This window comes from Nonomuraea marmarensis, from assembly GCF_043197025.1.
Lineage (GTDB): Bacteria > Actinomycetota > Actinomycetes > Streptosporangiales > Streptosporangiaceae > Nonomuraea > Nonomuraea marmarensis.
The window spans coordinates 31,729-45,028 of the sequence record NZ_JBICRM010000004.1 but is presented as its reverse complement, the minus strand read 5'-3'; the positions used below and the strand labels follow the sequence as shown (position 1 = coordinate 45,028).

The 13,300-nt window shown below is 69.9% G+C and carries 10 protein-coding genes and 1 pseudogene; 7 read left to right on the top strand and 4 right to left on the bottom strand.

The window, feature by feature from the left end:
• Positions 1–14: 14 nt before the first annotated feature.
• Positions 15–1,037 carry a hypothetical protein gene (locus ACFLIM_RS07570; RefSeq protein WP_393163377.1) on the bottom strand — a complete coding sequence of 341 codons (1,023 nt, stop codon included), beginning with the start codon at positions 1,035–1,037 and terminating at the stop codon, positions 15–17.
• 73 nt (positions 1,038–1,110) lie between these two features.
• On the bottom strand, positions 1,111–1,899 hold the full coding sequence (locus ACFLIM_RS07565) for a trypsin-like serine protease (RefSeq protein ID WP_393163375.1): 789 nt from the start codon (positions 1,897–1,899) through the stop codon (positions 1,111–1,113).
• A gap of 109 nt (positions 1,900–2,008) precedes the next feature.
• Between ACFLIM_RS07565 and ACFLIM_RS07560 the strand changes: the two genes are divergently transcribed.
• The 5 genes and pseudogenes from ACFLIM_RS07560 to ACFLIM_RS07540 all read left to right on the top strand — a co-directional run bounded on the left by ACFLIM_RS07560 (position 2,009) and on the right by ACFLIM_RS07540 (position 7,768).
• Positions 2,009–3,139 (top strand): hypothetical protein, encoded by a 1,131-nt coding sequence (locus ACFLIM_RS07560; RefSeq protein WP_393163373.1) that lies wholly within the window; start codon positions 2,009–2,011, stop codon positions 3,137–3,139.
• Between the two features lie 448 nt (positions 3,140–3,587).
• Positions 3,588–4,124: a MarR family winged helix-turn-helix transcriptional regulator gene (locus tag ACFLIM_RS07555; protein ID WP_393163371.1), complete on the top strand. Its 537-nt coding sequence runs from the start codon at positions 3,588–3,590 to the stop codon at positions 4,122–4,124.
• 115 nt (positions 4,125–4,239) lie between these two features.
• A pseudogene (locus tag ACFLIM_RS07550) lies at positions 4,240–5,130 on the top strand (LLM class flavin-dependent oxidoreductase); the annotation flags it as partial.
• Positions 5,131–5,141: 11 nt separating this feature from the next.
• Entirely contained in the window at positions 5,142–7,328 is a 2,187-nt protein-coding gene (locus ACFLIM_RS07545) for an LLM class flavin-dependent oxidoreductase (protein ID WP_393163369.1), read from the top strand.
• A gap of 11 nt (positions 7,329–7,339) precedes the next feature.
• Complete coding sequence (locus ACFLIM_RS07540) at positions 7,340–7,768, top strand: hypothetical protein (RefSeq protein WP_393163367.1); 429 nt, start codon at positions 7,340–7,342, stop codon at positions 7,766–7,768.
• Between the two features lie 20 nt (positions 7,769–7,788).
• Here the strand turns inward: ACFLIM_RS07540 and ACFLIM_RS07535 are convergent, their stop codons facing one another.
• Positions 7,789–9,162, bottom strand: a complete 1,374-nt coding sequence (locus tag ACFLIM_RS07535; RefSeq protein ID WP_393163365.1) for a sensor histidine kinase — start codon at positions 9,160–9,162, stop codon at positions 7,789–7,791.
• A gap of 239 nt (positions 9,163–9,401) precedes the next feature.
• On the opposite strand from ACFLIM_RS07535, the gene ACFLIM_RS07530 reads away from it, so the two are divergent.
• Positions 9,402–10,283, top strand: a complete 882-nt coding sequence (locus ACFLIM_RS07530; protein WP_393163363.1) for a helix-turn-helix transcriptional regulator — start codon at positions 9,402–9,404, stop codon at positions 10,281–10,283.
• 102 nt (positions 10,284–10,385) lie between these two features.
• On the opposite strand, the gene ACFLIM_RS07525 is transcribed toward ACFLIM_RS07530, so the two are convergent.
• Positions 10,386–11,546, bottom strand: a complete 1,161-nt coding sequence (locus ACFLIM_RS07525; RefSeq protein WP_393163361.1) for an alginate lyase family protein — start codon at positions 11,544–11,546, stop codon at positions 10,386–10,388.
• A gap of 258 nt (positions 11,547–11,804) precedes the next feature.
• Between ACFLIM_RS07525 and ACFLIM_RS07520 the strand changes: the two genes are divergently transcribed.
• Positions 11,805–13,160: a ricin-type beta-trefoil lectin domain protein gene (locus ACFLIM_RS07520; RefSeq protein ID WP_393163359.1), complete on the top strand. Its 1,356-nt coding sequence runs from the start codon at positions 11,805–11,807 to the stop codon at positions 13,158–13,160.
• The last annotated feature ends 140 nt before the right edge of the window (positions 13,161–13,300 follow it).

Below are 13,300 nucleotides of genomic sequence, written 5' to 3'. Positions count from 1 at the left end.
TGGGGGTGGGGCATTTACCGGTACATGACCTCGTCTGGGCGCTGCCCCAACAGCGCCCCGCTCCGCTCGTCGCCCCAGATCGAGTACGCGTCCACGTACGGCCGCAACAGGGCGGTCAGCCGGGCGTCACCCCGGCCGTTGAGCTCGTCGGAGGCGATCTTGCGGGCCACGCCCGCCACGACGTCGGCCACCTGGACCCGGGCGTCCAGCCGCGACTCGACCAGCCGCAACCCGGCCATCCCCCCGGTTTCCAGCAACAGGGCGATGCGCTGGTCCGTCAGCGTCGTCTGCCGGTCGTGGACGATGAAGACCGGCCTGCCGCCCCGGCCCCAGTAGGCGACGGCCCGGACGATGGCCGGGATGAGCGGGTCGAGCGCGGGGAAGACGTGCGGGTCGGCCAGCAGCCGCTCCCGGAAGGCGCCGACCCGCGCCCTGGCTCGCCACAGCAGCTCCATCACCTCACCCGCCGGGCCGCCCGCCGCCCGCAGGTCGTCGACCAGGCGGAAGGCGTCATCGACGGACGTCGTGACGCCCTGGCCGTTCTTGGCGCGCAGCAGATAGTTGAACGAGTCGAGGAACGCCGCCCACCGCCCCGGCCCGAACGCGGCCGGGCCCTCACGGTAGAGGGCGACCGCCATGGCCCAGGCCCCCGCGTCCTGGCCGCCCTCCCGGGAGAGGGCGGGCGAGTTCTGGCGCGGGCCTTCGCCTTGCGCATGGTCCTCCGCGAGCAGCCCGACGACCTTGCCGACGACGAGGAACGTCTTGTCGGTGAGATGGACGTGGACGTTGCCGAGCACCGGCCCGTCCGGTCCGAGCAGCCATCTGAGCGCCGCCCGGTGCTTCTCGCGCAGGATGTGGCCCGCTTTGTACTCGGTGACCGGGGACGGCGCCCTCTCGCGTAGCTCCTGGATGCAGGCGGCCGCGGAGTCGCGGTCCATCACGACACTGGCGTGCGCGAACACGTCGGTGTTGCCGCCGATGAGCTTCTCGCCCTCCGCCCCGGACTCGTCGCACGCGATATCGAGGGGTGCCCGCACGAATATCAAATCTAGCCAAGTCCGCGGCGTGCCCGCGAGGCAATTTCCCGCTGCGTCAGAAGGGCGGGCCGGCTCACGGAAGGGTGACGAACCTGCCCAGGAAATGGCGGGCCGAGGCGGTGTCGAGCCGGTAGTCGTAGTTGGTCTTCTTGCAGGCGTCGTCGGCTCCGCTGATCGACGTTGCCACCAGGAGGTGCGAGTCGGGCCCTCCCAGGAAGTTCGGGCCGCCCGAGTCGCCGAAGCAGGTGCTGCCGTCGCCCTTGGAGCTCAGGGACAGATCGAGCCAGCCGCGGGAGAGGGCCTTGAAGGAGATGGACGTCTGGTTGCGGGTGTCGGTGTAACGGTACGGGCTCCCGTGCTTCTTCTTGCCCGGGGACAACTTGGCCGGGGACAACGAGCCGTACCCCACCGGAGTGAAGCGGGCTTCCTTCAGGCCGTTCGCGGCCTTGAGGCGGTCGAGCATCCCCGACTCGGGTAGTTGGGCGGGCTCGATGTCCTGGATGGGCGTGCTGAAGATGACCACGGCCATGTCATGGAGCTCGGATTTCTCGGTGAAGCGGGTGTCCGGCACGTACTTGCCGGTGTAGACCTTGGCGCCGTGCTGGTAGCGGCTGGCGAAGGAGACCCGGGCGGTCCGCTGCTTCGGCAGCCCGCAGTGGGCGGCGGTGAGGAAGACCGTGGGCGAGATGAGCGTGCCGGAGCAGTAGGTCCACGTGCCGTCGGAGTGGGGCTTGTGGTCGATCAGGGCCCCTACTTCCGGGTGAGCGTTTCCGTCGGCGAAGCCGTTCGTGATGGCCGATGCGGGCTTGGTGATACCCACCATCGACACAGCGAGGATCACGACAAAAGGGACAAAACGCATTCCGAGAGTGTAGCTGCTCGCGGTCTTCTCATGACAAATGAGGCAAAAAGATCTACTTACCGGGTGTCAAGGCCAGGTTTGACCTGACTCCGCGGGGAGGGAGCCGAGCATGGCAATCCGGCCGCACTGCCGACATCGCCGCTTTTTCACCGGCTCTTTCCCGGTACGGGGAATTCGGCTTCGGCGTGGCGTTGTGGAGCGGCTCGCGACGACTGCGAGCATCGTACCGATCTCATGGGTCGCACTCCGAAAGGGACGGAACATGTTCACGCCCATTCCCCGGACCGAAGCCACTCCCGCCCGGCCGAAGGCGTGTCACTCGATGAAGAGAATGACGAAGTCGACCATGAGCGGCTCTCTTTCGATGGTTCTGGTCGCCGCCTTGGCCCCGGCGGCGCGGGCGGACTTCGTCGACGACGACCGGTGCGGGCCGCGTACTTTCTTCAGGCTCGATGAGATCTCGCCGCGGAACTTCTTCCTGCCCCGCACCCGCTACATCGACGGCCCCGGCGGCACGATGACGGTGTCGGTCACGCGTGAGCACGAAGTGCTGGCGTTCCGCGAGACCGAGAACGAAAGGCGAAACGCGTTCACCCGAAGGAAGACCCGAGTGATACCCCCACCCACGACGGAACCGCAGGCGGAACCGCCGGCCGAGCCGCAGGCGGAACCGCCGACCGAGCCGACGACCGGGGCGACGGCGGAACCGACGACCAGTCCGACGACCAGCCCGACCACCGAGCCCACGACCAAGGCGACGGCGGAACCGGCGACCAGTCCGACGGCCGGGGCCACGATCAAGCCCATGACCAAGGCGACGGCGGAACCGACGACCAGTCCGACGACCGGGGCGACGGCGGAACCGACGGCCGATCCGATGGACGAACTGACGACCGACGTGGCGCTCGATCCGTTGACGGAACCGATGACCGGACCGAAGATCACCACCGCGGAGTTGATCCGCGAATTTCGCCGGCTGGGGGTTCCCCACCTCGAGGAGAGGCACATGGTCTTCAGCGGACACGAATATACGCGGGAGATCAGCGACGGGATGTACGGCAATCTGTGGTACCGCGTCTTCGGCTACCGCATCGGCTGGGCGGCCTGGTCGGTGCTCGGCACGTGCCGCCACGTCAAGATCGACAGCGGCCTGGCCAACGTGCCCTCCAAGGTCGAAGGCTGGCGGTATTGGGAAACCAAGCACCCGATGTACAAGAGCCGCCGGCTGTCCCGCAAGTAGTCTTTGCCATGATCAGCGCTCGATATGGGCCCCCGTAGGTGGTAAAAGCCCACGTCAGGACTCTCTTCAAGGGGGTTCCTGAGTAAGGTTTGGGGTAGGTGGTGGTTTAGTCGGGGAGTGCCGGAAGCACACCCGTCTTCCCACAAATTCGGGGGAACACCATGTCTATCCAGCACTACCTGGGTCTGATCCCTTCGCGACCGCCGGATATTCCAGGGGGAAACGGCTCCGATACCGGTCGTCGGCGTCGGCGTCGGCGTCGCCGCTGAATGCGCGGACACTGAGCGTGACGCACCCGAGAGCGCCGCGACGGTGTCCGTCTCTGACGCCCAGGCCCCAGGCCAGCCGTCCGCCGGGTGGGCGGCTGGCCTGGCCCATGCCAGCGATGTGTTGTCGTGCAGATGATATGTACGCAGACAAATGAGCGGGGCCGGGTATGGTTGCCGGTATGACCAGCCAGGCAGCCGAAGGGCGATACGACGAGGAGCCGGTGCGTACCGAGGGCGACTTCGGCTGGCAGCTCGGGGTGTTACTGAGCACCTATCACGGCGTGATCGCGCCGCTGCTCGGCGACCTGCCGCATGCCATGCGCGGCTACCAGATCCTGTCCACGGTGGCCCACGGCGACCAGCCCACTCAGAGCGCCCTGGCCGCTTATCTGGGCATCGACCGGACGGTGATGACCTACCTCATCGACGACCTCGTCCAGGCGGGGTTGGTGGAACGCCGCCAGAGCCCCACCGACCGGCGGGCCCGCAAGATCGTCGTCACCCCGGCGGGTGCCAAGACGCTCGCCGAGCTCGAGCGACTGGTGAGCTCCGCCGAAGACACGCTCCTGGGTGCGCTGGATCCCGCGCAGCGTCAGGTGTTCCGCGACCTGCTGCGCACGGTGGCCTGCGGCGCGCGCCGCATCGAGCCTCAGGCCGATCCGTGCGTCGCCGCCGAGCACGTGCTCAGTGACGCCGCCCCATCCCGCCGCCGATAGCCGCTGAGCGTTCGCGGTCCTTGCTCTGACTGCGGGAATACGCCCCAAAGATGCGTGGTTTGACAACACATCTCTTCCACATACAGTTTGGGCAGCCACACATCTGAGGGGATCCATGCCTGACTACGGCCATGACCTGTTGTTCGGGTCGTTCATCACCCCTTCCAACGCCGCGCCGAAACAGGTGCTCGATCTGGCTCAGGCGTCCGAGGACGCCGGGCTGGACCTGGTCACCTTCCAGGACCACCCCTACCAGCCGGCCTTCCTCGACACCTGGACGTTGCTGACCTATGTGGCCGCCCGCACCGAGCGCATCCGCCTCTCCGGCAACGTGATCAACCTCCCGCTGCGCCCGCCCGCCGTGCTCGCCCGCGCGGCGGCGAGCCTCGACCTGCTCAGCGGCGGCCGGTTCGAGCTGGGGCTGGGCGCGGGCGGGTTCTGGGACGCCATCGAGGCCATGGGCGGACGCCGCCTGACCCCGGCCCAGGCCGTGGACGCCCTCAGCGAGGCCATCGACGTCATCCGCGGCGTCTGGGACGCGGGCAACAAGGACCGCTTCCGCCTCGACGGCGCCTACTACCAGGTCAACGGCGCCAAGCGGGGCCCCGCCCCGGCTCACGACATCGGCATCTGGCTGGGTGCGTACAAACCGCGCATGCTCCGCCTGACCGGCGGCAAGGCCGACGGGTGGCTGCCGTCGCTGGCGTACATGAAGAGCCTGGACCAGCTCGCCGAGAGCAACGCGATCATCGACGAGGCCGCCGCCGAGGCGGGCCGGGAGCCCGCGGCGGTGCGGCGCCTGCTCAACATCGGCGGCCGGTTCGGCGCGCGCAGCGACCGGCTGTTCACCGGCCCGCCGGAGCAGTGGGCCGAGCAACTCGCCGCGCTCACCCTGGAGTACGGCTTCAGCGGCTACATCGTCATGGGCGACGACCCGGTGACCCTGCAGACGTTCGGCCAGGAGGTCGCCCCGGCCACGCGCGAGCTCGTCGGCGCCGAGCGGGCGGGCAGGTAACGGTGGACTACGCGCACCCGCTGCGGTTCGGCGCCCGCGTCGCGGCCCGATCGGCGCAGGAGGCCGTCGAGCAGGCCCGGCTGAGCGAGGAGCTGGGCCTCGACCTGGTGACCTTCGCCGACGACGCCGACCAGCCCATCGACACCTGGACGCTGATGAGCTGGGTCGCCGCCCGTACCAGCAGGATCCACCTCTCCGCCGACCTGCTCGACGCGGCGCGGCGGCCACCCGCCGCCCTGGGCCGCGCGGCGGCGAGCCTGGACCTCCTCGCCGACGGCCGCCTCGACCTGGGGCTGGGCGGGGGAGGCCGGTGGGAGGCGGCCGGCGGGCAGGCGCTGCCGCCCGAACAGGCCGCCGCCGCGCTCGGCGAGGCGATCGACGTCATCCGCGGCATCTGGGCGGCCGACGCGCGCTCGCCCCTGCGGATCGACGGCGAGCACTACCGCATCAGCGGCGCCGAACGCGGGCCCGCCCCGGCCCACAACATCCCCATCTGGGTCGGCGGCACCCGGCCGGAGCTGTTGCGGCTGGCCGGCACCAAGGCCGACGGATGGCTGACCTCACTCGATCAGCAGGGGCTCGCCGCCGGCCAGGCCGTCATCGACGAGGCGGCCACCCGAGCCGGACGCGACCCGCGCGAGATCCGCCGTCTGGTCACCATCACGCCCCGCGCGGCGAACCCGGACGAACTCCTCGTCCTGGCCGTGGAGCACGGCATCAGCACGTTCATCGTCGACGGCGCGGACGAGGAGGCGCTGCGCAGGTTCGCCGAGGAGGTCGCGCCCGCGCTGCGGCGGGCGGTGGCCGCCGAACGTGCTGCCCGCCACGTCACCGAGGCGGCCGTGTCCAGCAGCTTCGTCCGGGCCCGCCGGCACCCGGGCATCGACTACGAGGCCGTACCCGCCCACCTGACAGCGATCGAGCCGGGCGACGCCGGGTACGCCCGCGTGCGCTCCACGTACCTGCGCGGCGGATCACCCGGGCTGGTGCTGCGGCCCGGCACGCCCGCCGAGGTCGCCGACGCCCTGGCCTTCGCCCGCACCCAGCCGGTGAAGCTGGCCGTCCGCAGTGCCGGGCACGGCATCAGCGGCCGCTCCACCAACCACGGCGGCATCGTCATCGACCTCTCCCGGCTGAACGCCATCGAGGTGCTCGACAAGCAGACCCGCCGGATCAGCGTCGGACCGGGCGCGCGCTGGAGCGACGTCGCCGCCGCGCTCGCCCCGTACGGGTGGGCGCTCAGCTCCGGCGACTACGGCGGCGTGGGCGTCGGCGGCCTGGCCACCGCGGGCGGCATCGGCTGGCTGGTCCGCGAGCACGGCCTGACCATCGACCACCTGCGCGCGGTGGACATGGTGCTGGCCGACGGATCGCTGGTCCGGGCCAGTGACGAGGAGAACGCCGACCTGTTCTGGGCGGTACGCGGCGCCGGGGCGAACTTCGGCGTCGTCACCTCCTTCGAGTTCGAGGTGGACGAGGTGGGCGACGTCGGCTTCGCCCAGTTCGTCGTCGACGCCAGCGACACGGCCGGCTTCCTGCAACGCTGGGGCGCCGCGATCGAGGCCGCGCCCCGGGACGTCACCAGCTCCCTCATCATCGGCCGTCCCAGCCCGGGGCAGCCGGTCGTCGCCCAGATCATGGCGGTCGTGGACGCCGACGACGGCGAGACGGTCATCAGCCGCCTGCAGCCCATCGCCGACACCGCGCCGCTGCTGGACTACAACATCCAGATCGTGCCGTACGCGGCGATCATGGACGTGCCGCCCGGCCCGCATGACGGCCAGGGCGAGCCCGTGACCCGTTCCGCCCTGGCCGACCACCTGACCGCCGAGCTCGCTACGGCGGCCGCCCGGCTGGTCGCGAGCGGCGAAACGTACTTCTTCCAGATCCGCGCGGTAGGGGGAGCGGCGTCCGACGTTCCCGCGGACGCGACCGCCTACGCGGGCCGCTCGGCGAACTTCAGCCTCGTCGCCTTCGGGTCCAGCCGCGCCCGTCTGGACCCCATCTGGGATCGTATGCGGCCGCACTTCTCGGGCATCTATCTCAGCTTCGAGACCGACCTGCGTCCCGAACGCCTCGACGACACCTTCCCCGGCGCGACCCTGCGGCGGCTACGAGAGCTCAAACGCCGCTACGACCCTGCCAACGTCTTCCGTGACAACTTCAACATTCCCCCTGAGGGGAAATGAGGAGAAATATCGTGAAATTGCCGATCAAGCCGCGAACCCTGCCCGGGCGCCTGGCGACGGGCGCCTTCATCCTGCACAGCGGGCTGGAGAAGTGGAACGGCGGCGAGGAGCAGGCCGCCGGCATCCACGGCATGGCGGCGAACGCCTTCCCGTTCCTGAAGTCGATCCCGCCCCGCAGGTTCCTGCGCCTGCTCGCCGCCGGGGAGATCGCGACCGGCGCGGCGCTGCTGGCTCCGTTCGTGCCGACGGCGCTCGCGGGCGCGGCGTTGACCGGCTTCTCCGGCAGCCTGGTCGCCCTGTACCTGCGTACCCCGGCCCTGCGCAAGCCCGGCAGCGTCTGGCCGAGCCAGGCGGGCATCGGCGTCAGCAAGGACGTGTGGATGCTCGGCATCGGCCTGGGCCTGCTGGCCGACGCGGCAACCGAGCGTCAGGACTCCTGACCGTCGCGACTCACGCCGAGTCACCGTCCTGGTAGGCAGTTCGGCTCTGCGGCGTGGTCCGCTGCGTCGTGGTGGGGGTCGAGTTGCGGGATGCGCAGGACGAAGCAGGCGCCCCGGGGTGAGTCTTCGAGGATGAGGGTGCCGCGGTGGTGGTGGGCGATGTCGCGGGTGATGGCCAGGCCGAGGCCGCTGCCGCCGGTGTCGAGGCGGCGGCCGTCGTCGAGGCGGGTGAAGCGTTCGAAGACGCGCTGACGGTCGGCGGGTGGGATGCCGGGGCCGTCGTCGGTGACGGCGATCACGGCTTGGCCGTCGACAGAGGTGAGGGTGATGTCGACGGCGGTGGTGGCGTGGCGGCGGGCGTTGCTGACCAGGTTGGCCAGGGCGCGGATGAGCTGGATGCGCGATCCGCAGACCCACACGTCGCCGTGCCTGTGGAGCCGGACCGGCCCGTGGTGGGCGCCCTTGGTGCGGGTGTGAGTGAGGTTCGCTTGGCTGATCTCCTGGGCGACCAGTTCGGTGAGGTTGATGAGTTCGTCAGAGCTGGTCGTGGGGTTGTCGTGGAGACGGGCCTGGGCGAGCAGGTCGGTGATGATGGCGTCGAGGCGGTCGGTGGTCGTCAGGGCGGCTCGCAGGGCGTGGCGGATGTCGGTGTCCTCGGGATGTTCCAGGGCGTCCTCCAGCTGGGCGCGCAGGCCCGCGATGGGGTTGCGCAGTTCGTGAGAGGTGGTGCCGGCGAAGCGGCGTTGCTGGGCGACGGCTTCGTCCAGGCGGGCGAGGGTGTGGTTGGCGGTACGCGCGAGTTCGGTGATCTCGTCGTGGCCGGGTGGGATGGGCATGCGGCGGCTGAGGTCGTTCAGGGTGATCTGCGCCATGTGGGTGCGGATCGCCTGGACGGGGCGCAGGGCGCGGCCGACGGCGATCCAGGTGATGGCGCCGGCGCAGGCGGCCAGGGCGAGCGCCAGGGCGGCCAGCAGGAATTCGAGCAGGTGCGCGCGGAGCAGGGCAGGGATGCTCAGGCCGGCCAGCACGACCGGGGCGGCGGTGGCGGGGCTGGTGCGGATGGCGACGATCATGTGCCGGCCGTCGGACAGGCGGTTCACCGGGTCGGCGGGAGTGGGGCGGACCTGGGTGAGCGCGGGCCGGCCGTGGGCGGCCGGGCTGGCCGCCAGGACGGCGCCCCGGGAGTCGACGATCTGGACCAGGCCGACGTCGCCGGAGACGGGCAGGGGATCGGGCAGCGCGTTGGGCGAGATGATGCGGGCGGCGGTGGTCCACTGGCCGGCCACGTGTTCGGCCTGGTCGTAGACGTGCTCGCCCAGGGTGTAGCGGATGGCCAGGCAGGCGGTGGCGCTGAGCGCGGTCAGGATGGTCAGTGACAGCAGCGACGCGGCCATGGTGGAACGCCCACGGAGGGATCGGGGGTAACGGATCAAGGGTGATGGATTCCTTTCCAGCCGGTGGCAACGTGGTCGCGGGGAAACCGACTGTCCAATTACTCACCGTAGGTCGGAAAACGTTTGGCAAGGTGGTCGTAAAACTCCTAGGAAGCTCGCTCACCCGTACGCTGACCTGGGAAGTTGCCTGGTAGTGACACGCCCACCCTGGCGGCATAAAACGGACATAATGTGTACAAATGGACCAGAATAAGCTGCTGGGGGAGTTCCTCCGGGCTCGGCGTGAGGCCACCACACCCGCGCAGGCCGGACTCCTCGATGTCGGCCACCGCCGCACCCCAGGCCTGCGCCGCGAGGAAGTGGCCATGCTGGCCCATGTCAGCACCGACTACTACATCCGCCTGGAACAGGGCAGGGAGCGCCACCCGTCCGAGCGCGTGCTGGAATCGCTCGCCCAGGTCCTCGACCTCAGCCCCGAGGCCACCGCGCACATGTACAAGCTGGCCCACCCGAAGTTGTGCCAACGCCGGGCGGTCGCCCGGCGCGAGCTGATCAGCCAGGACCTGCGCCGGCTGATCGACAGCTGGCCCGACACTCCCGCCCTGGTGTGCGACCGGCTGATGAACGTGCTGGCCGTCAACTCCATCGCCGACGCCCTGTACGACAGCCTCCAGCACCGCGACAACCTGCTCCGGATGATCTTCCTCGATCCGGCGGCGCGCGAGTTCTATCCCGACTGGGAGCAGTCCGCCCGCTCCAAGGTCGCCCACCTGCGCGCGACCGCCGGAGCCGACCTCGACGATCCCCGCCTGACGGAACTCGTCGGCGAACTGTCGGTCAAGAGCCCGGACTTCCGCCGGTTGTGGGCCCGCCACGACGTCTCCAGCAAGACACATGAGAAGAAGCGCATGCGCCACCCGGCCGTCGGCGACCTCACCATGACCGTCGAGATCTTCTCGGTGAACAGCTCGCCCGGGCTGCAGCTCATCACCCTGCTGCCCCAGGCGGGCAGCCCGTCGGAGGAGGCGCTGCGCCTGCTCGGCAGCCTCGCCGCCTCCCGGTCCGGCACCGTCCCGGACCCCGCCTCGGAGAACTCCGCGCACCGCACGAGCCGTCGCTGACGGCGGGGGATGATAGCGCTAACGAAGCCGCTCGGCTGCTGAGCGCCCGCGCCTCGCGGGACGAGGCGCCCGGGCGTGCCCGTGCCGCCGGTCAGCAGGCCATCAGTTCGGGTTGTTCGCGTGGGTGAGGGTCTCCCAGGCGACGAACAGGTTGTTGCTGCCCGCGGGCCGCTGCTGCTCCGTCAGCGTCTGGGTGTTGGTCATCGCGATGCCCAGCCTGGTGTGCAGGCCGTTGAAGCCGACCTCGGTGACCGGGCCCAGGCCGAGGGTCAGGCTGCCGCCGCACAGCCAGCTCGGCACGGCCGTCCCGAGCTGGTACTTGGCGTGGAAGCCGAGCGCGTGCCTGAGCCGTTCCGACACCTCGGGGTAGAGGTCCTGGCCCTGGATCCGGCTGGTCTCCGCGATGTGCGAGATGGAGGACAACCCGTAGCCGGTGTGCGTGAAGTCGCGGCAGGTCTCCTGGGTGAGGCCGTCGACGAAGGTGCTCTGGCCGTGCCAGAAGCCGATGATCTCGTCCCTGGTGTCGATGCCGCCTCCCGGTGGCGGTTTCGGCAGTGCCCCGTCGCCGGACACGTACACGTAGGCAGGCAGGCGGGCGCGGAACTTGGCCACGGCCCGGTCGTAGGCGGCGCGGTCCTCCAGGTAGACGGCGATGCCCAGAGCCGCCTCCGTCATGGTCAGCTCCCAGTTGCCGTTGCTGTTGGACCCGCCGGCGACCTCGGGCAGGTAGACGTCGCGCAGCATGGTGGCGAAGCGGCCGGCGTTGGGCCAGCCGGTGTAGGTGTAGCGGATGATCTCGGCGGCGCGCGGCCAGGTCGAGCCGGCCCAGCCGGTCTGCAGGGGCGCGTTGCTGTTGGTGTGGTCCTTGATCGTGGCGGACCACGCGTCCATGATCGAGATCGCCTTGTCGGCGTACCTGCTGTCGCGGGAGATGTACCAGCGCAAGGCGAGCGTGTACGCGGCGAGGGCGTCCTCGCGCTCGTCGGTGCAGCCGTTGTTCGGGTTGGAGTAGGAGCCGCACTCGACGATCGCGCGGGGGCGGGGGGTTCTGGTAAGGGAGGCGTACGGGCTGGCGTTCATCCGGTCGTAGGCGGCCTTCCACGGTGCCGCGTTCTCCTGGACCTTGGCCCGGACGAAGTCCAGTTGCGGCCGGCTGACCAGCACGCCGGGGTGGGTGAAGGTGGCGGGGGCGGCCTGCGCGCTGTGCCCGGTGACGAGCAGGGTGATCAGCGCGGACAGGGAGAGGAGGGTTCGGCTGCGCACGGGGGAGTCCCTTCGTCCACATATGTGTACGGCATGCAGACACCTGAACGACTGCGGTGATGGCGAACCTAAAGCCCCCGCCCGGACCCGTCAAGGTCTTCTGTTCGGAAACTTTCCTATTGACAACTCTCTCGACCACTGTTTGGATCCGAGTTAATTTACGTGGCGAAGTAAGTGTCCTCAGCGCGTACTTCGCCTGGCCGCGGCCTCCCGCCCCAGGAGGCCGCGCATCGCGGCGCAGAGAGAAAGAGACATCTCATGACCCCCCAGCGCCCCTCGGCACGGCTGCTCCTGAGCGTGCTGACCATCCTCGGCCTCATGGCCCTCGCCGCCCCGGCCCAGGCCGCCACCGGCCAGATCACCGGGTACGGCGGCAAGTGTGTGGACGTCGCCGCCGCCGGCACCGCCAACGGCACCCCGATCCAGCTCTACACCTGCAACGGCACGACCGCCCAGCAGTGGACCACCGGCGGCGACGGCACCCTGCGCGCCCTCGGCAAATGCCTGGACGTCGCCTCCGCCAGCAGTACGAACGGCACGAAGGTGCAGCTCTGGGACTGCAACGGCTCGGCCGCCCAGGTCTGGACGGCCGGCGGTGACGGCACCCTGCGGGCCCTGGGCAAGTGCCTGGACGCCACCGGCAACAGCTCCGCCGACGGCACCCCGCTGCAGATCTGGGACTGCTTCGCCGGCGCCAACCAGCGCTGGACGCTGCCCGGCGGCACCACCCCGCCGCCCAACCCGGGCAAGATGGCCGCCGCGCCCTACCTCTACCTCGGCTGGGCCAGCCCGCCCAGCGCCACGTCGGTAATGAGCCAGACCGGGGTGCGTTCGTTCACCATGGCGTTCATCCTGTCCGGCGGCGGCTGCGTGCCGCGCTGGGACGGCTCCCGGGCGCTCGCCGGAGGTGTGGACCAGCAGACGATCAACGCGATCAAGGCCGCGGGCGGCAGCGTGCAGATCTCCTTCGGCGGCTGGTCGGGCAACAAGCTCGGCCCCAACTGCTCCAGCCCCGCCGCCTACGCGGCCGCCGTACAGCAGGTCATCGACGCGCACGGCCCGGCCGTCGTCGATTTCGACATCGAGAACAGCGACGAGTTCGAGAACTACACCGTTCAGGACCGCATCCTGAACGGCCTCAAGATCGTCAAGCAGAACAACCCCAACGTCAAGGTCGCCGTCACCTTCGGCACCGAGCAGAGCGGGCCGAGCGCGGCCGGTGTCCGGCTGATCAACCAGTCCAGGGCGCTGAACGTGCCGATCGACAGCTACACGATCATGCCGTTCAACTTCGGCTCCTCGAACATCTACCAGAGCACCGTCAACGCCTCGGAAGGGCTGAAGAACGCGCTCAAGAGCGCCTGGGGCTGGACCGACGCCCAGGCCTACGCCCACATGGGCATCTCCGGTATGAACGGCATGTCCGACCAGTCGGAGGTCACCACGACCGGCGCCTGGACGCAGATCCGCGACTGGGCCAAGGCACGCGGGCTGAACCGCTTCGCGTTCTGGTCGGTCAACCGTGACCGGCCCTGCTCCGGCGGCCTCACCGAGACCTGCAGCGGCGTCAGCCAGGCGAACTGGGACTTCACCCGAATCTCGGCGGGCTTCTAGAAGATCGGCTTCCAGGAGGCCGGTTTTCAGGAGGATCGCGGACAGACGGCCGGGCGCGGCGAGGGCCTGAGGAGCTCTTGCCGCGTCCGGTCCTGGTTTAGGGCCAGGGCTGTCGGCGACGTACCTCATGAACCGGTTCG